Source organism: Limnohabitans sp. DM1 (assembly GCF_001269385.1).
Lineage (GTDB): Bacteria > Pseudomonadota > Gammaproteobacteria > Burkholderiales > Burkholderiaceae_C > Limnohabitans_A.
In genome coordinates this window covers 13,469-31,199 of sequence record NZ_CXOO01000041.1, presented here as the reverse complement: position 1 = coordinate 31,199, position 17,731 = coordinate 13,469, and the positions used below count along the sequence as shown (strand labels likewise).

General features: G+C 56.4%; 15 protein-coding genes. 2 read left to right on the top strand and 13 right to left on the bottom strand.

The features are described 5' to 3' along the window. The 8 genes from gspK to AMM33_RS15860 all read right to left on the bottom strand — a co-directional run. Positions 1-585 (bottom strand): type II secretion system minor pseudopilin GspK (gene gspK, locus AMM33_RS15895; RefSeq protein ID WP_194945500.1); only part of this gene is annotated, 585 nt, incomplete at its 3' end. Continuing rightward, positions 582-1,343, bottom strand: a complete 762-nt coding sequence (locus AMM33_RS15890) for a PulJ/GspJ family protein (RefSeq protein ID WP_090142276.1) — start codon at positions 1,341-1,343, stop codon at positions 582-584. The genes gspK and AMM33_RS15890, both read right to left, overlap by 4 nt. Then, positions 1,343-1,744 (bottom strand): type II secretion system minor pseudopilin GspI, encoded by a 402-nt coding sequence (gene gspI, locus AMM33_RS15885; RefSeq protein WP_228768181.1) that lies wholly within the window; start codon positions 1,742-1,744, stop codon positions 1,343-1,345. Before gspI ends, AMM33_RS15890 begins: the two co-directional genes overlap by 1 nt. 116 nt (positions 1,745-1,860) lie before the next feature. Continuing rightward, positions 1,861-2,337: a prepilin-type N-terminal cleavage/methylation domain-containing protein gene (locus AMM33_RS15880; protein ID WP_090142274.1), complete on the bottom strand. Its 477-nt coding sequence runs from the start codon at positions 2,335-2,337 to the stop codon at positions 1,861-1,863. Continuing rightward, positions 2,312-2,761 carry a type II secretion system major pseudopilin GspG gene (gene gspG / locus AMM33_RS15875; protein WP_090142273.1) on the bottom strand — a complete coding sequence of 150 codons (450 nt, stop codon included), beginning with the start codon at positions 2,759-2,761 and terminating at the stop codon, positions 2,312-2,314. Before gspG ends, AMM33_RS15880 begins: the two co-directional genes overlap by 26 nt. A gap of 190 nt (positions 2,762-2,951) precedes the next feature. Further along, a complete protein-coding gene (locus tag AMM33_RS15870) occupies positions 2,952-4,601 on the bottom strand; it encodes a hypothetical protein (protein WP_090142272.1) in 1,650 nt (549 codons plus the stop codon). 121 nt (positions 4,602-4,722) lie between these two features. Then, positions 4,723-5,631 (bottom strand): glycoside hydrolase family 16 protein, encoded by a 909-nt coding sequence (locus tag AMM33_RS15865; RefSeq protein ID WP_228768179.1) that lies wholly within the window; start codon positions 5,629-5,631, stop codon positions 4,723-4,725. A 76-nt stretch (positions 5,632-5,707) separates the two neighbouring features. After that, positions 5,708-7,966, bottom strand: coding sequence for a glycosyl hydrolase (locus AMM33_RS15860; protein WP_090142271.1), 2,259 nt, complete (start codon positions 7,964-7,966; stop codon positions 5,708-5,710). Between the two features lie 164 nt (positions 7,967-8,130). Between AMM33_RS15860 and AMM33_RS15855 the strand changes: the two genes are divergently transcribed. Continuing rightward, the gene (locus tag AMM33_RS15855; RefSeq protein WP_090142270.1) at positions 8,131-9,480 is read left to right on the top strand and encodes a porin family protein; all 1,350 of its coding nucleotides are present in this window, start codon (positions 8,131-8,133) and stop codon (positions 9,478-9,480) included. A 42-nt stretch (positions 9,481-9,522) separates the two neighbouring features. Further along, entirely contained in the window at positions 9,523-11,250 is a 1,728-nt protein-coding gene (locus AMM33_RS15850; protein WP_090142269.1) for a glycosyl hydrolase family 17 protein, read from the top strand. An 873-nt stretch (positions 11,251-12,123) separates the two neighbouring features. Here the strand turns inward: AMM33_RS15850 and AMM33_RS15845 are convergent. The 5 genes from AMM33_RS15845 to AMM33_RS15825 are packed head-to-tail and all read right to left on the bottom strand — an operon-like array spanning position 12,124 to position 17,640. Next, positions 12,124-13,176, bottom strand: a complete 1,053-nt coding sequence (locus tag AMM33_RS15845; protein WP_090142268.1) for an ABC transporter ATP-binding protein — start codon at positions 13,174-13,176, stop codon at positions 12,124-12,126. Position 13,177: 1 nt separating this feature from the next. Beyond that, complete coding sequence (locus AMM33_RS15840) at positions 13,178-14,572, bottom strand: GH1 family beta-glucosidase (protein WP_090142267.1); 1,395 nt, start codon at positions 14,570-14,572, stop codon at positions 13,178-13,180. A 21-nt stretch (positions 14,573-14,593) separates the two neighbouring features. Then, positions 14,594-15,433, bottom strand: coding sequence for a carbohydrate ABC transporter permease (locus tag AMM33_RS15835; RefSeq protein WP_090142266.1), 840 nt, complete (start codon positions 15,431-15,433; stop codon positions 14,594-14,596). Beyond that, positions 15,430-16,359: a carbohydrate ABC transporter permease gene (locus AMM33_RS15830; RefSeq protein WP_090142265.1), complete on the bottom strand. Its 930-nt coding sequence runs from the start codon at positions 16,357-16,359 to the stop codon at positions 15,430-15,432. The genes AMM33_RS15835 and AMM33_RS15830 overlap by 4 nt, the downstream gene beginning before the upstream one ends. Positions 16,360-16,371: 12 nt before the next feature. Next, complete coding sequence (locus AMM33_RS15825) at positions 16,372-17,640, bottom strand: ABC transporter substrate-binding protein (RefSeq protein ID WP_090142278.1); 1,269 nt, start codon at positions 17,638-17,640, stop codon at positions 16,372-16,374. Between the last annotated feature and the right edge of the window lie 91 nt (positions 17,641-17,731).

Genomic DNA, 17,731 nt, shown 5'->3' with positions numbered 1-17,731 from the left:
GGGGGSATGGGGGGTGTTTKGGGGGGGGGGGCCTGCTGTGGCAGTGCCTGTGGCGGCTGTTGCGGGTGTGTTTTGCAGCGCCTCTTGCAATTGGCGCGACAGCGTTTGCAGCTCCTCCAGCGGCAGGTTCAGGCGCTCAAACAAGCGCGCAAAACGTGCCAGCTGGGCCTTGGACACCTGGCCGTCCTCGATCAGGTTGCGCACATTCAGGCGCGACTGCGCATCGGTGATCTGGCCCGACAAAAAAACCTCGGCATCGCCTTCTTGCCACTTTTGGTCTTGCGACAGAAAGTTTGACAACTTGGATTCCTGCACCGGCAAGGCCCAGGGCTCGCCCAGGTGGTCCACACTGCCGCTGGACAAACCGTCTTCGCGCAAGATCAATCGGGTCCAGTCCAAGGCGCCGGTCATCATCCAGGCTGTCTGGCTACGCCCGCGTTCGGCCGTTTCGATCTCGACCTGGCGCCACTGCTGCCACAGGGCAGCGCTGGCCAGTGTGGTCACCAGGGCCACGATCAGCATCGCGGTCAGTAAGGCGGCGCCACGTTCCGGTCGGCTTTTCAGCTGGCGAGGTGTTGCGCTCATGGCTGGGCTCCTGACAAGTTCGGGCGTATCCAGTCCAGCGTCAAGGCGCCTGCGCCAGATGGGCCGGGTGGCAGGGTCAGGATCAGGCGCACGCCATCGGGCGGCGTGCTGCTGGCAGCGGCGCCGGTTGCGGGACCGATGGCCGGCGGGGGCGTGCCTGCCGTGCTGCCGGACGAGTTTGTGGATGAACCGGGCGTGACCGCATCACTCGACAGCGGGTTGGTCCAGCTGCCGCCCCGGTGCACAAACAGTTGCCAGCCGCTCAAGGGGTGAATGTTGACCTCGCCTGCCTGCGATGCGGGCGTGGGCGTCTGGCTCCATTCCTGGGCCAGATTCCAGGCGTTTTGCCAGTCGCCGCGCAGGTGCACTGGCGCTGATTGCCAGCGCAGCCAGTCGCCGCCGCCGGGGCGCCCCGGGTTGTTGCGCCAGGTCCAGGCCACCACCTGCACCTGGGCGCCCAGTGCTGCGCGGCGCGTGATCCGCAGCACCTTGCCGTCCCAGTCCCAGCTGGGCGTGTTGCTCAACTCTGCCAGCTGGGCCAAATCGGTTTGCCACTGCGTCAAACCTGCTTGCAGCGTGCGCACCTCGTCCGAGCGTGTTTGCAAGCTGCTTTGCGTGCGCAACATGCCGTCCAGACCGCGCCAGGCCATGAGCGACATCAAAGCCATCACGCTGATGGCCACCAACACCTCAATCAGCGTGAAGCCCCTGCAAGCCCGACGCAGTGCGTGATGGTTACTCAAAGCAAGCCGTGCCATCAGTTGCGCCCCATCACGGTGGACAGCTGTAGCACATACTGCCCCTGGTCCAGCACGCGTGCATCCACGCGCCTGAAATTGGGGTTGGGCGTGGGGCGCACCGACAGGTCCACCATCAACAAGCGGCCCACTTGCGGGCATTCAATTTGGGTGTTGCCAGTGTCGGGCAATTGGCGCAGCAGCCGCAGGCGGATCAATTCGTTCTCGGCGCAGATTTGCCCCAGCATGCTCACGCCTTGGCGCTCGGCGTTCTGGCTGAGCGAGCCGGTGGCTTTGAGCCCCGCCAGCAAAGCCACCGCCACAATGCTCAGCGCCACCAACACCTCGATCAAGGTGAAGCCGGTTTGCCTCGTGGCCCGCTGATGCTGTAACGGTCTATGGGCGCTCGTAGCACCGCGCACGGCCCATGTCGGGGTCTTCGACCGCCGACCTGCGAAAGCATGGCGCACCGGCATGGGGCCACGGCCTGCGTAGGTCGGTACTCGAAGAGTCCGACGTGTCACGCCCAACAAAGCACTCATGGCCCAAGTCCTGTGCGTGTGCCATGCACCTTGAAGGGCCGCAGGCCGTCGGTGACGACCCACAGGGTGCGTGTGGCAGCGGTGGTGCTCAAGGCAATGGCTTGGGGGGCGATCAAGGGCTCGGGGCCCAGCACAATGGGCTGCTCGGTTTGGGAGCGGGTGGTGTCTGATAGCCAACGCTTGGGCAAGCCCGGCGCGGGCAGGCCTTCAAACACAAAGCCCGATCCGTCTGCCCGCCACACCACGGGCAAGCCGCTGGCGCGGGCTTGGGCACGGGCGGTTTCGAGCAAGGCAGCCAGGCGGTCGGCGTCGCGTTCCAAGGCGCTGTCTGCGCTGTCACGCAAACTCAGGCTGACGCCCGCAGTGGCGATGGCGATCAGGGCCACCACGACCAGCAACTCCAGCAAGGTGAAGCCGCCAGCGTGCGCGTGTGCAAGGCGGTGGGGCTTATTGCCAGCTGCCGATGTCGGCATTGTTGCCTTCGCCGCCGGGCTGTCCGTCGGCGCCAAAGGACATCACATCCACCTCGCCCTTGATGCCGGGGTTCATGTATTGGTAAGCGCGGCCCCAGGGGTCATTGGGCAGTTTGTCCAGATAGGGCTTCCAGTTGCCGGGCACGGGCTCGGTGGTGGGCTTGGCGTTCAGGGCCTTGAGGCCTTGTTCCCCGCTGGGATAGCGCTGGTTGTCCAGCTTGTAGAGCTTGAGCGCCTGCATCAAATTGCCCACATCGGTGCGAGCGGCAGTGATGCGTGCATCGTCTGCGCGACTGAGCACATTGGGCACGATGAGCGCGGCCAGCACACCAATGATGGCCAACACCACCATGAGTTCGATCAGGGTGAAGCCGCGTTGACGGCGGGTGCTTTGATTGAGAGGTGTGTAGTCAGTGTGGTGCATGAAGTTGGAAAATAGTTGTGGAACATCAAAACTGCATTTTTATGCCTAAGTTAACACATCAAAATGTCCACCCTCATCCATGATTTCAGCAACAAGTTATCAATTGAAAAAAATGCAAGATGGCTGGGCTTCGTGAGTTCTTAGAACCCCAAAAACCCAGCCATGTAGACATCAACCTAAGCGGTAAAGCTTATTTTGCAAAGTACAAGTTATCCATGTAGACGGTTTTACCAGATGGATTTGAGACCAGTTTGATTTGTTTGATGGATGTTCTATCAATCTTATCGTAGCCGCTCAATGAGATGTCGACGCTTTTCCAAGTTGATGCATTCAATGGAACGTTTTGAAGTTGTTCTGTCGCTTGACCTGTACCTGTATCGGGGTTGATGATGAAAACATCAACCGAAGTGGCATCTGAAGACCAAAGATCGATGTGCAATTTGGTAAAAGTTGAGACGTTTACTGGATTGTTAGCAAAGTCTATGCCTTTGTAGTTGAAGTTCGTATATTTCTGGACCTTGCTGCCGACTACAGTGATCTCAGAGGTTTGGGTGTTTTGTCCCCAATTCGGATTTAAGTCGATCCCAGTGCTGGCAGTGTAGGTATCGCTGTAAATGGAAATAACGTTTGATGGTGAGGCACTGGGTGTAGCCGCTGCCGTAGTTGGAGTACCCGTGATTGGCGCATCGGGACATGACAAGCTGACAGACGAGGAGCCGATGAATTTCAGGTCATCCACATAGAACGTGAGTGGGCTGCCCACCGTAGAGCCAAACTTGGGGAAAACGCTGGCTTTGTTGAAGGTATAAGCGGTGTTCAGTGCAGCTGTTCCAGAAACTTCTTTTGAGAAATCAAAAGTCAACGTTTGCCATGTGTTTGCAGCAGTGACCGTCGCTTCGGTTTCGACACTATGGGTACTGTCAGAAGCGTCTTCAAGCTTCAGGCGAACAGGGACATTTGCTTCAGGAGAGTACACGCGAAGTGACAAAGTCTTGTTGCTGCTGCTCAGAGGTAAGGTGGGGACTGTGCCGATTTTTCCGGTTCCACAAGTGTTGATGGTGGCACCCGCCCAAGTTTCACCGTTGGCAGGCTTGACCAATTGCAAAACTTTGTTTGACGTCAAAGTGGGTTCATCAATCACGGCAGCATCCATATTCCCAAAACCGATGGCCGAAACACCTGTCTCGCTAAATGTAGCAATGATCGTGCTTGGTGTTGTGGGAGTATTAGAGATGGTGACAGTCGCCTCGCTAGACATGACTTCCAAATAGGAGCTGTCTGCCGCTTTTTTCGCACTGATCTTGCAAGTACCTGTTGAGGCGCCTGCGGTTAACGTGGTGCCGCTGATGCTGCAAGAGCCTGAGGTGACGCTGTAGGTGACTGCGCCTGTGCCATTGCCGCCGGTGGTGCTCAAAGCGGTGGTTGCTGATGGGGCCAAAGTGGAAGCCCCAGGAACCACCACAAGTGCGGCTTGTGCCATGGGGGTTGCTGTGTTGCTGACCGTGATGTCCTTGGACACTTGAGTGGCTGCTGCAAACGTGGTGTTACCGGCCTGATCGGCTTTGACGTTGCAGGTGCCTGCGCCGACCAGCGTGAGCGTGGTGCCCGAAACGGTACACACCGTTGCAGGGCTGGATGTGAAGCTCACTGCTAGTTTGGAGCTGGCGGTCGCCTCCAGCGTGATGGGGGTGCCCACGGTGCCTGTCGTGGCGGGCGTGAAGCTGATGGTTTGGGAAGTCAGGGGGGCAGTGGCATCACCGCCGCCGCCGCAGGCTGCGAGTAAAGCGGTGGCTGCAAAGGCGATGGCGTTCATGCTGAATCGCTGCATCAAAAATTTCATGCGTGTCTCCAAAAAAATATCGGGTGATTGAAAACGCTTTCTGAAAGCGCTTTCACGATAATAAAAAGCTTGTAAGTAGTTTGCAAGTATTCATTTCATCGGGACTTACCCTTGGTGTGATTCAGGGTTTGTTGTATTTGAAGATTCGGACGTGCTCAACTGACATAACGGCAGGAAAAATCGTGTCGTCCACAACGCCGCCCAAGTCGCCACCAATGGCGATGTTGAGCAAGAGGTATTGGGGGCGGTCAAATGGCCAGGCCCGCGGATCGTTGTCTTGCGGCTTGGCGTATTCAAAGTAAACGTGGTCGTCCACACCGATGGCGATTTTGTCGGCGGTCCAGCTGAGCTGGTAGTTGTGAAAGGCGGTGCATGCATCTGGCACCAGCGCTTTCAAGGTGGTCGGAGGAATGCCGCCACGCCAGTTGTATTTGGCGTTGTGCACGGTGGCCGAAACGTGTGTGGGATCGCTGCCGACGAATTCCATGATGTCGATTTCGCCATCGTCGGGCCAGACCATGCCATTGGCACCCCCCACGCCCAAAGTCCAGATGGCAGGCCAGGTGCCCGCGCCGCAAGGCATCTTGGCGCGGATTTCAAAAAATCCATAAGTCCAGCTGGCCAGTCCGCGTGTGAAGAGCCTAGCCGAGGTGTAGTTTTGTCCCCCGAAATCTGGGGCTGAACTCAGCCGTTCTTTGCGGGCCGTGATGAGCAAGCGGCCGTCTTCAATGCGGGCGTTTTCAAGGCGGTTGGCCGCGTAGTATTGCTTTTCGTTGTTGTACCAACCCCATCGGTTGCGCTCGGTGTCATACGCCCATTTGCGGGGGTCGGGCAAGCCGTTGGTGGTGAATTCATCCGACCAGATCAATGTCATGCCCGGCTTGTCTGCAGGCGAGGTTGACGAGGATGCGGCTGAAGATGCGGCAGAAGATGCTGCAGATGATGCGGCAGATGATGCGGCAGATGATGCTGCGGTGCCCGTGGAGGCACTGGACGGCGTCATGGAAGCGCTGGGGTTGGTGTTCGTCATGCTGGAATCACCACCACCACCACCACCACAACCGAGCATTGCGACAGTGCACAGGCACAACAGGGAAGGGCATGGCTTACTGTTCACGGGTGAGTGCGCCGGGTGCAACGCGTAGTTGTTTGCCATCGCTGAAGACCACATCAATAGGCGTTTTGCCTGCATTGAAGGCCAGGTAGGTTTTTTGGCCTTGGGCAGTCTTGAACACGGAATAAAAAGTGGTGTTGGCAGTGACCGTGGGGTCGGGTGTGCCCATGGCTTGCAAACTCAGCATCCAGTGCAGGGCATGCGAACGTGTGTCGCCCAATTCAAACGAGCCCCAGCGCTTCCACTGCGCCAATGCGTCACTGGGCTTGGCCAGTGCCAGGTATTTGGCAAAGATGTCCTGCCAGATGTCGGGCGGGTTGGCGTATTTGCCACGGCTGGCATACAAAGCCATTTCGGGGGCCAGTGCAGCCATGTTGCGCTCGATGTAACGCGGATGCCTGCCCAGATAGGTGGACGCCGTGGTGATGGGCAGCAAGTTGATGCCTTTGATCTGACGAGGCTCGTCGGTCCACCAAGTGTTGTGCGCCATCTTGCCGCCAAACACCATGCTGACTTCGACGTTCTTGTACTCGGGTGGGAAAACCAGCCCATGCACGTCAAACCAATAGTGTTCAATGGCTTCAATTTCGGTGGTGTACAAGTAAATGCCCAGGTCGCGCAAACGTGTGTTGCCCGTGATCTCGCCCCACTGAATCAAGCCCGCCCATGCATTGATGGCTTCAGACGATGACTCCTGGTTGTTGCCATGCGCGCCCAGGCCCACGCCCGACGCCCAGGAGTGGCCTTCGTAGGGGTCAAAATTGCGCAGGAAGGGGAAGTTTTTGCCCCCACGTTCCGGGCTGGCAATGTCGGCAATCAAGGCTTCGACCATGCCGCCCCATTTGGCCTGGCTGGCCCATTCAGGGTCGCGCAGCGCGATGTCAGCCATGGCCCGAATCCAGTAGCCGTAGTGAAAATGGTGGTCGTTCATTTGCTCGACACTGAAATATTCCTCAGGGTACGAGGTGATGGTGCCCAGTTGCTTGTCGAGGTGGAAATAGGTTTTGCGGTCCTTGCCAGAAAACCATTGTTCGATGCGCGACTTGAGCAAGGCCAGCAGTTGGTCGCGTGCCGCCAGGTCGCCTTGTTGCTCTACCACGTCCATGAGTTTGGTGATGCGCTGCAGGCCTTTGCCTTGCCAATAGGGGCCTTGCCCAATTTCCAGCATCATGCGGCGTGCATTGCGCACATCGGTTTTGATCAGGTCTTGCAGTTCTGCGGCTTTGTCTTTAGCCGTGATGCCCGGCCAGAACGGCACAAAGCCCTGGTAGGTGGATTGGGTGCTGAAGGTTTTACCAGCCAGCAATTTGATGGGGCCGCGCAAACTGGGGTATTGCAAACCGGTTAATGGGGGCAGACTGGCATTGGCATGCCACTGGTGCGGGTACAGCCCAATCAGTGGTGTGTCGCTGGTGCCTTCCATGGCTTGGGTCTCGACGGTGAATTCAGTCTGAACCTGGCTACTTTGCGGGTTGTAACGCCATTGCACGCGTGTGTCGGTGATGAAGACGTAGGCATGGCGGGCCAACAACTCCAGGGTGCCAGGTGCAGTGTCGGGCATACCGGCGACAGAAAAATAGCCCCTTCCTTCGGGCATGTGGGCACGCCACTGGGTGTCAGACAGTTTTTCCCAGCGCACACCCGTGGGGCCAAAGATGGCGTAGGACCGGTCTTTGAATTGCAGCGCCAAAATTCTGGGGTCCGCGCTGGCGATCCTTTGCATGGCCGCTTCTGGCAAATCGAGCACCACATCGCCCGACACGCGCAACGATGCATAGGGGCTACCGTGGGCGATTGTGGCCTTCCATTGTTGTTGGCCAGCTGACATGTCAATGTCAATGGCCCAATCCGATGCCTTGTTCAAAACCGCTTTGGAAGGGGTGAAGCCCGCTGGTGAAAACTTGATCGGTGATTGGTGTTCGTGATGGATTTCGACATCCTTGCGCTCTGTGGGCACCACAGATTTCACGGGCAAAGACACCTCAAAACCAGACGCTGTGGGCCGTGCCGTCAAGGGGTGGGCATAGATAGGAAAGGGCGTGGCATGAAACAGCAATGTGGAATACCACTGGTTGGTCTGCGCGGCGGTGGTTTTCAGGGCGTCGGATCGGTAGGGGGCCTGAGGGGGCGATTTGTCACCGCCTTGGGGCGCCAAGTGCAAAGCGCCAGCGCCCACAGGCAGGGTCTGTGCAGAGGCCTGAAGCCAAGTGAACGTGAGAACAAAGGCGAAATGAGCAAGGGAGGGTTTCATAGCAAAAGATAAAGGCAGGCTTCGTAATGTATGAAAGCGCTTTCAAAAAATCCATGAGGGTTTCCCCTTGAAAAAGAGAACTAGGGTAAACGATGTGTTGAAACCATTGAATTCGTTCGTAGCATCTCCTATGATTCCATGAAAGCGCTTTCAAGAGGATACAAATGAACCGTTCATATATCGACAACAAAAACTCGACACGCCAGAAGGGCGTTGTGTGGCAACCTTGGGCCAGGGCCGCAGGTGCAGGTGTGCTGGCGGTGCTGAGTGTGCAACCGGTCTGGGCCATAGACTTTGGGCCTGATGGCATGTTCAGCCTGACGGGTTTTGCAAAGGCTGAAGTGCAACGGGGCAGCAACCATTGCACCAATTGCCAGCAGTTTCCTGCCGAAGACAAGCAACGTGTTTGGGCCGATGATTTGGTGGCAGGTCGCCCTTACAAAACCACAAACACCAACGTGACATTGGTCCAGCCATGGGTGGGCATGAAATACGACTTGGGTGGTGGCTACAGATTCAATGCCCTGTTGAGCCAACGCTGGAGAGATGGCAGCGAAGACATTCCAGGCTATTGGTACGAAAAAAATGCAGCCATCAGTCATGAAAATTATGGCTCGGTGCGGTTCGGTGCCATGACCACGCGCACCTGGAGCATTGCCGACTTCCCCTATGGCACCAATTTGGGGGTGGCCGATGTCTGGGGCTCCAGTGGCGCAGGCTATGGCTTGTTGACGCGTGCTTTGCGTTACACCGCACCCGTGATCGATGTGGCCCAGGGTGACCTTGTGCTGGAGGCTACTTATGACCAAGGTAATACCGATTTCAAAATCCACAAACCACGTTTTCTGGAGTTGTACGCGCAGTACCACAAGGGTGATTTGGTCATTGATGCCATGCATCAAGACACCCGCAATGGCAACCCACAGGCCTGGAGCCATGGCCCCTTTTATGCATTGACGCCAAACGCGGCAGACGACAGCAAACTCGGTGGTTCAGGCCAAGCCATCACCATGGTCATGGCCCGCTACCAGTGGAATTCACAACTTGAGATGTCGGGAGGTGTCAGGGCCAACCGCTGGAGTGGTGCGTATGCCGTCATCACGCAAGCGGGCACGGCCGCGCAATGGAACAACATGTTCAACGTGGATTGGAACGGCTCGCTCAATGGGGTGAGCAACCCCGGATATGCCGCCACATCCACAGACTGGATGCTGGGCGCACGCTACAAGATGGGGCAATGGACGGCGTCCACAGGCATGGTGCATCTGGGCAAAGCCAGCACGGCCAACCCCAGCGAACGCGGACAAAGCAATGCAGCCGAAGTGAACACTGTGGGCCTGAACTACAACTTCAACAACGGCTTCCAGGTGTATGGCTTTGCAGGCATGGTGCGTTATGCACGTCTGGGCCTGTCGCCCATGTCGATGCCCGGCAACGCGGCCTTTACCAATGTGGATTCACGCGTGACCAAAACCGGCAACTGGGCCGGTGTGGGCGCTGTGTACGTGTTCTAAAACCAGGCAGAACACACCATGACAACCAATGAATTGAACCCTATGAAAAAAACCATTGAGAGCGTTTTTGCAGGCCTGATCGCGACCCTCATGGCCCTGGTCCTGGCCGCCTGCGGCGGCGGCGGCGTGGTGCCATCGGGGGGCCTGACGTTGCGGTCTTTGAGCCCTGAATTCACCAGTCGAAAGGCTGTTTCCTATTCCCCATTTCGCACAGCCAATCGTGACACGGAAACCGTCACAGATGCCAATGTGGAAGCAGACTTGAACCTGTTGGTGGCGGGCAACTTCAAGTTGATCCGATTGTTTGACAGCTCGGACAAAGTCGCTGCCCGAGTGATCAAGATCATCCATGACAAAAAGCTGGACATCAAAGTTCAATTGGGCGTGTGGATTCAAAACGGCCAAGATGATTTGAACAAAGCCGAGATTGCGCGTGGCGTGAAGTTGGCTAACACCTACAAAGACATAGTGCTGGCCGTCAGCGTCGGCAATGAAACCATGGTCAGCTGGGCGTTCAATCCTGTGACGCCTGCACTCATGGGGGGCTACATCAAATCGGTGCGTGATCAAATCACGCAACCGGTGACGACCAATGACAACTGGGCATTTTTTGCCAAGTCCACGGGCGAGCCCAACAACCCCAAATCCATTGTGCTGGCCATTGACTATGTTTCCATGCACACCTATCCCTTGGCCGACAGCATCCACAGCGCGACCAAATGGAATTGGAAGCAAGCCGACGTGGCCGCCAATCTGCGGGCCACAGCCATGATGGATGCGGCCATTGCGGCGGCCAAGTCAGACTTTTCTGCAGTGCGCAGCTACCTGGACGGCATTGGCATGACCAGCCTACCCATTGTGATTGGCGAGACCGGCTGGAAAAGCGTGGCTTCAAACAACGAAACCAGCCGAGCACATCCGGTCAATCAGAAGATGTTTTATGAACGGCTCAATGCTTGGATGAGCAGCTCAGCCACCAGCAAACCAGCTGTCATTTTTTACTTTGAAGCCTTTGATGAACCCTGGAAAGGATCGGATGACAAGTGGGGCCTGTTCAACGTTGAGCGCAAAGCCAAATTTGTGATTCAGGACCTCTACCCTTCCGCTATCTGGGAGACTGGGACCTATACGGCGGTTGATGCGCTGTACTACATCCCGACAGCCACCAACTCGACCATCACGGCCAGCAGATATACCGTCTACGCAGATGTGGCCGTCGCGGGTGAGGCAAAAACAGCTGTGGAGCCATTGTGGGTGGGATGGAATTCACCAGCCACGGCCTATTCGGGTTCAGGTCCAAGCGGTTCTGCGCCAGATGGCAGCAACATCAGAGAAATCACGCCAGCGCCTAAAGATTGGGGTTGGGGCATGATTGCGGCATTGGTGGGGTCGTCTGACGATTTGTCCAGCTTTGCAGCCACAGGCAAGCTCAATTTCAGCATCATGACCACATATCCCGGCAGCATCGAAGTCGGCTTCCTGACCGGCACTGCCGATGAGCGCTCTGCCTACGATGTGTACAAAGTGCTGACGCCAGGCAGCTATGGCTACAACAACAACGGCGCATGGCATCAGGTATCGATCCCGATCAGCGACATCATTCCCAGTGGTAGCGTGGGTTACGACATGGACACGACAAAGTCCAAGCTGGATTTGAGCAAGGTGACCAATCCATTTGTGATTGCTGATCGCTACGCCAAAACAGGAAAGCCAGCCAACACCAACAGCACGGTCAAAATTTACATTGACAACGTGTACTGGTCGAAGTGATGGCCTAAGTTGAGGTGAAAGTGCAGACGGGAAGCGATGGACTTCCCGTCTGCTCATGCCAAGGCAGCAGGTGATGTTGCCAGCGCTTTATTGACCGATACCCATAGCTTCTTTTTGATACGGCTCTGAACAGTTTTCCGTTTTCACGGTTGTTGTAGGTCGGCGGCTTCAGGTCCGACAGTGTTCGCTTCGGCTTATTGATCCGGCCCTGTGAAGTTTGCAGGGTGACTTCAATCTTGCATCGTCTGGGAGCTAGCCTTGATGGCAATCAGACTCTTGTGAACCACAGGCTTTTCGCTTGCAGGGCTAGCTCCTACAAAAGTCGCGTGTCCGCAAATCGCTGCTGCCCCCCAAGCCACGGCCTTTGTAGGAGCCAGCCCTGCTGGCGATGGGCGCTTGTGGACCACAGGCTTTTCGCTTGCAGGGCAAGCTCCTACAAAAGTTCCGTGTCCGCAAATCGCTGCTGAACCCCCCAAGTCACGGCCTTTGTAGGAGCCAGCCCTGCTGGGGATGGGCGCTTGTGGACCACAGGCTTTTCGCTTGCAGGGCAAGCTCCTACAAAAGTTCCGTGTCTGCAAATCGCTGCTGACCCCCCCAAGTCACGGCCTTTGTAGGAGCCAGCCCTGCTGGCGATGGGCGCGTGTGCGCCACAGGTGATCGCTTGCAGGGCAAGCTCCTACAAAAGTCCTCCGAAGGTCGGCACCTTCAGGACCGACGTTGCGGGCTTTGGCGCAGGCTGCACGTCGGCTCAGTTGCCATCGACCGGCGGGGTAACGGTGCAAGCATTTCAAAATTCAGCGTGCTGAATCAATCAGCAAAAAAAAGCCCCGCGATGCCTGAGCAACGTGGGGCTTTCTTGTGAGGGTCGTGGCGTCAGATACAGCGCTTACCCTGTTCATCAAACGACAAAAGGTGTGAGAAGTCCGCCATCAGACTCACCATCTGACCGTGGCTCAGGTTTTCATGACCGAAGGGTAATTTGGCTCTGACCAACTCTTCAGATCCTTGAACACGCAAATGAGCGATGGTGCAGTCACCCAAGTGCTCGGCCAAAACAAGTTCTGCTGGAATGCCGCGCCCAGAGGTATCCAGTTGAACATGCTCAGGGCGAAGCCCCAGGCTGTGTGCTCCAGCACTGGCATAGATAGACCATTGATCCCAAAGGTACTGCGGCATGGCGTTCTGCGCTGAAGGGCGAGACACCAGATTGATTTTGGGAGAGCCCAGAAAGCCAGCGACAAAATGATTGGCCGGCTTGTGATACAGCGTCATGGGCGATCCGAGTTGTTCAATGATCCCTTGGTTGAAGACCGCAATGCGGTCACCCATGGTCATGGCTTCGACCTGGTCGTGGGTCACATAGATCATGGTGGTCCCCAGCTCTTTGTGCAGACGGGTCAATTCAATGCGCATGTTCACACGCAATGCCGCATCCAGGTTGGACAAGGGTTCATCGAACAAGAAAACCTTGGGTTGCCGCACGATGGCCCGGCCAATGGCCACGCGTTGACGTTCGCCGCCAGACAGTTCTTTGGGGTAACGCTGAAGCATGTGTTCAATGCGCAGGACATCTGCGGCCCGGCGCACTTGGGCTTCGCGCTCTTTGGTGGGGATGCCGGACATCTTCAAGGCGAAGCCCATGTTTTCGCTCACCGTCATGTGCGGATAGAGCGCATAACTTTGGAACACCATGGCTGCACCACGCTGTGCGGGGTGCCGGTCGTTGACGCGTTGACCATCGATGAGCAAATCACCTTCCGAGATGTTCTCCAGGCCAGCAATCATGCGCAGGGTGGTCGATTTGCCGCAACCTGAGGGTCCGACAAAGACCAAGAATTCGCCGTCCTTGACGTCCAGGTCGATGCCCTTGATGACCGCATGGCCATCGTAATTTTTATGGATATTCTTGAGTGTGACTTGGCCCATCTCAGACGACTCCCGTGACTGTTGTGGATTCAGTTGCACAAACACTTTCTGGCTTGCTCAATTGCTTTTGATGCGCGAGGAAATTTTTGTACCAGTGGGCACTGTCTTTGTAGGTGCGCTGTTGTGTGTCGTAATCCACATGGATGATGCCAAAGCGCTTGGCATAGCCTGAAGACCATTCAAAGTTGTCCAACAGGCTCCACACCATGTAGCCGTGGACCGGCACACCTTGCGCCATGGCATCACCCAAGGCGGCGATGTGTTGATCGATGTATTGCACGCGATCGTGGTCATGCACGCCCGTTGCGGTCAAAGGATCGGGAAATGCGCCCCCGTTTTCAGTGATGTAAACAGGGGGTATCGCATAGTCGCGCTTCATGCGCACCAACAACTGCGTCAAGCCTTGTGGATAAATTTCCCAGTCCATGTCGTTCAAGGGCAAGCCACTTTTCTTGGGTGACCAGCTGCCATCTGCGCTCACCACGGATCGGGTGTAGTAGTTCACACCCAAGTAGTCCATGGGGGTGGCAATCGCGTCCAGATCGCCGGGCAGTATGTGGGGTGCATCTTCGCCCAAAGCATCCAGCACATCCTGCGGATAAGACTTGTTGAAAAGCGGGTCCATGTACCAGCGCAACAAGCGGCCGTCTTCCAGGCGTGCTTTGGCCACGTCCTCAGCGCTGTCCGTGGCGGGCACAGTAGGCGACAAATTCAGCACGATGCCCAGCGGCTGGGTGCAGCCTTTGTCGCGCATTGCTTGCAGCGCCAAGCCGTGGCTGAGCAAAAGGTGATGTGAGACCTGCATGGCGGTGGCGCGGGACTTGATGCCGGGTGCGAAGATGCCGCTTTCGTTGCCCAAGATGGCGATGACCCAAGGCTCGTTGTGTGTGGTGTAGGCGCCGACCTTGTTGCCCAAACGCGCAAAAATGGCCAGCGCGTAGTCCACAAAGCGGTGCACGGTGTCGCGGTTTTCCCACCCACCTTGGTCCTGAAGGGCTTGTGGCAAGTCCCAATGGTTGAGCGTGACAAAGGGTGTGATGCCTTTGGCCAGCAGACCATCGACCAAGCGCTCGTAAAAGGCCAATCCCGCTTCATTGAATGCACCGCTGCCCAAGGGTTGCACGCGGGGCCAGGAAATGGAAAACCTGTAAGCATTGACCCCCAGGCTGGCGATCAGGTCAATGTCTTGCTGGTAACGGTCGTAGTGTTCGCAAGCAATCAGGCCGTTGCTGCCGTCGGTGATGTTGCCGGGTGTTTCGCAAAAAGTGTCCCAAATGGAGGGACCTTTGCCGTCTTTTTGCGCTGCGCCTTCAATCTGGAATGAACTGGTGGCAACGCCCCAAATGAAGTCTGCGGGGAATGGATGTTCGTAAGAAAGGGTGTTGTTGCTGCTCATGTTCGACGGTGGTTTTTTGTTTTATTTGACGGCGCCAGTGGTCAGTCCGTCGATCAATCGACGCGATGACAAGGCAAAAAGAATCAACAAGGGCACAGTGGCGATGGCCGAGCCGGTCATCAAGGCGCCCCACTCGGTGTTCACTGGGCTTTGCATGCTGCGCAGGGCCAAAGGCAGTGTGTACATTTCGGGCGAACGCATCACGATCAGTGGGCCAATGAAGTTGTTCCACGATGCAATGAAGGTGATCAGGCCCAAGGTGCCCAAGGCCGGTTGCAGCAAGGGCAGCACGATGCGCCAATAGATGCCCAATTCACTGCAGCCATCCATGCGGGCCGCTTCAATCAAGTCTTTGGGGATGGATGCGCCGATGAATTGGCGCATCAGAAAAATACCAAACGCGCTGGCTGCACCTGGAATGTAAAGAGCCCTCGGTTGGTCAATCCAGCCGAGCGCGTCCATGACCATGAAAGTTGGAATCATGCTCAGGAATGAGGGAATGAGCATGGTGCCCATGACCACCAAGAACAAGGCTTTCTTGAACTTGAATTCGAACATGGCAAAGGCGTAGCCACCCATGGAACAAAACACCAAGGTGAGCGCTGTCGAGGCCAGACCCACATACAGACTCCAGCCCAGGCTTTTCCAGAAAGCAATTTTTTCAGTGAGGATGGCCAGGTTCAACTCAAAGTGGTGACCCGGCAAAAGCGGTGGTGGCAGGTTGAAGATTTCAGTGCGTGAATGCGTGGCAAACACGAACATGAAATAAAACGGGGCCAGCATGATCAAGGCACCCAGGCCGACAAACACATACGCGACAAAGGGCGTGAGGCGGTCCTGAAACAGTCGCTGGGTGCTCATACATTCCCTCCGCGTGGTTTGAAGGCGCGGTTGGTCACCCAGGTCAAGAGCGCCACCACCACAAACAACAACCACGACAGTGCACTGGCGGTGCCAAAGTCATTGAATTCAAAAGCGGTTCTGTACATGTACATGGCGGTGGTCATGCCTGCCTGATCGGTGCCCCCGCGACCGCCTGTCAGGATGAAAGGTTCTTCAAACAATTGAAGGCCGCCGATGATGGTCAGCGTCACCCCAAAAAAGATCATGGGTTTGAGGCTGGGCAAGGTGATATAGAAAAACTGATTGAGCGTGCTGGCACCATCCATGGTAGCGGCTTCGTACAGGTCTTTGGGAATGGTTTGCAAGGCCGCCAGGTACAACACTGTGTTGAAGCCGACGTATCGCCAAAACACCACAAAGGACACCGCAGGCTTGATGTTTTCTGCCTGACCCAACCAGTCAATGGGGGCCTGAGGCGTTCCCAAACCCAAGGCTTGTTGCAAGGCCGCCAAGCCTTGGTTGACCAGCCCGTAATCGGTGGATAACAAACTGCTGAACATCATGGCGATCGCCACGGTGGAGGTGATGTAGGGCAAGAAGTAAGCGCCAATCACCACATTGCGCCAGCGCTTGAAGGCGTTGTGGATGAAACAGGCCAAAGGAATGGCCACCAGATGCTGCGGCACCCCCGAGGCCAAAGCCAGCCAGGCTGTGTTGCTGAGCGACTTCCAGAACCAGGGGTCTTCCAGGGCAAATACAAAATTTTCAAGCCCCACAAATTTCATGGACGTCAGACCCGCTGAGGGTTCCCACACCTGAAAGGCCAGAAAAAAAGAAAACCCCAATGGGAAAAGTCCGAACACCAGAAACAAAATGATGAAGGGTGCCAACAGTACATAAGGCACGGACTGCGCTGACAGCCTGAATGAGCGAAGAGCTTTCATGTGAGTCCCTCTTTATGACCTTCTGGCCCGGCGCTCAAGCAGGCTTTGCGCATCTTGCAAAGCTTGGCGAATGTTCTTGCCCTGATCGAGCACCTTGTCCAGTTCGGTGTTCACAATCTCCTCTGCAATAGGGTCCAGCTTGTGCACATCAATGGCGGCGGTTTTTTGCGCAGCTTCGCGCCACAACAAACGTGCTTTTTGCCCCCCCAAAAATTCGATGGGCTGGTCCATGAAGGCATCCTTGTGCACTTCCTGAAGTGCAGGAAAAGCGTCTTCAGCTTTGAACGCCTTCAGTTGCAGATCGGCTTGCATCGTCATCATCTGGATGAAGTCCCATGCCAAGGGTTTGTGGGCCGCGCCTTTGGGAATGGCATAGAAACTGCCGCCCCAGGATGCCCAGGACTTTTCGGGCAACTGTGCAGCGCGCCACAGGCCTTTGGTTTGCGGTGCAATCCAGTTGTTCAAGTGACCGGCCAGCCAGGCACCTGACATTTGCGTGGCGATTTGCCCGCGTTTGAAGCCTTCGGTCCATTCGGTGGACCACGCGTTGATCTTGCCGTCCAGCTTTTGCGTGCGCACCTCCCGCGCCAGCGAGAAGGCCCGCTCAAAGCGTGGGGTGTTGATGAGCGGTTTGCCCTTGTTGTCAAAGTACAGACCTTCACCCGCTTGCAAATTGCTGCGGATGATGATGTCTTTCATGTCGCGAGCATGGGGCATCAGATAGGCATTGGTTTGCGCCTTGATCTGAACGCCTGCCTTGACGTAGTTGTCCCAGCTGCTGGTCAGTTGCGATTCCGAGATGCCCGCTTTTTTCAGCAAATCAGCTCTGTAGAGCAAGGTGCCCGGACCGATGTCGGTCGGCACCGCCACCACAGCGCCCGAGCTGGCTGTAGCTTGCTTGAAGGCATAGGGCACAAATTTGGCTTGATGCGCCCTGATGTCAAACGGGGCTTGCGACAAGTCTTGCAAGCCACCGTTTTCCGCAAAGCGGGCCACATAACCCACTTCGAGCACCATCACATCCGGCAAGTTCGATGTTGTGGACAAGGCGGTGGTCATGGCTGTGTGGTGGTCCGCAAAGGAACGACTCACGATTTTGATGTCGGCGCCCGGATGTTTCTTTTTCCATTCAGTGGCGGCCGACTTCGCGATGCTGTCCACCGCTGGATAGGCAGCAATGGTCAGCGTTTGTGCTTGCAGCGTTCCACAAGATGCCAGTGCCAGGGCAGCTGCGCCGAGCTGGCGTCCGAGCAGGCCGCTTGAAAACGAGAGGGTTGACATCATGAATTCCTGAATAAATTCGTGGATCATGCCAACAAGATCAGGACTCAAACCGTGTTCTTGAAAGCGCTTTCAAGAATTATATAAAGAA

Excerpts from the sequence above, each read along its gene's own strand:
- AMM33_RS15890 (WP_090142276.1), bottom strand. The coding sequence starts at position 1,343 with ATGGCACGGCTTGCTTTGAGTAACCATCACGCACTGCGTCGGGCTTGC.
- AMM33_RS15880 (WP_090142274.1), bottom strand. The coding sequence starts at position 2,337 with ATGCCGACATCGGCAGCTGGCAATAAGCCCCACCGCCTTGCACACGCG.
- gspG (WP_090142273.1), bottom strand. The coding sequence starts at position 2,761 with ATGCACCACACTGACTACACACCTCTCAATCAAAGCACCCGCCGTCAA.
- AMM33_RS15870 (WP_090142272.1), bottom strand. The coding sequence starts at position 4,601 with ATGAAATTTTTGATGCAGCGATTCAGCATGAACGCCATCGCCTTTGCA.
- AMM33_RS15865 (WP_228768179.1), bottom strand. The coding sequence starts at position 5,631 with ATGACGAACACCAACCCCAGCGCTTCCATGACGCCGTCCAGTGCCTCC.
- AMM33_RS15860 (WP_090142271.1), bottom strand. The coding sequence starts at position 7,966 with ATGAAACCCTCCCTTGCTCATTTCGCCTTTGTTCTCACGTTCACTTGG.
- AMM33_RS15855 (WP_090142270.1), top strand. The coding sequence starts at position 8,131 with ATGAACCGTTCATATATCGACAACAAAAACTCGACACGCCAGAAGGGC.
- AMM33_RS15850 (WP_090142269.1), top strand. The coding sequence starts at position 9,523 with ATGAAAAAAACCATTGAGAGCGTTTTTGCAGGCCTGATCGCGACCCTC.
- AMM33_RS15845 (WP_090142268.1), bottom strand. The coding sequence starts at position 13,176 with ATGGGCCAAGTCACACTCAAGAATATCCATAAAAATTACGATGGCCAT.
- AMM33_RS15840 (WP_090142267.1), bottom strand. The coding sequence starts at position 14,572 with ATGAGCAGCAACAACACCCTTTCTTACGAACATCCATTCCCCGCAGAC.
- AMM33_RS15835 (WP_090142266.1), bottom strand. The coding sequence starts at position 15,433 with ATGAGCACCCAGCGACTGTTTCAGGACCGCCTCACGCCCTTTGTCGCG.
- AMM33_RS15830 (WP_090142265.1), bottom strand. The coding sequence starts at position 16,359 with ATGAAAGCTCTTCGCTCATTCAGGCTGTCAGCGCAGTCCGTGCCTTAT.
- AMM33_RS15825 (WP_090142278.1), bottom strand. The coding sequence starts at position 17,640 with ATGTCAACCCTCTCGTTTTCAAGCGGCCTGCTCGGACGCCAGCTCGGC.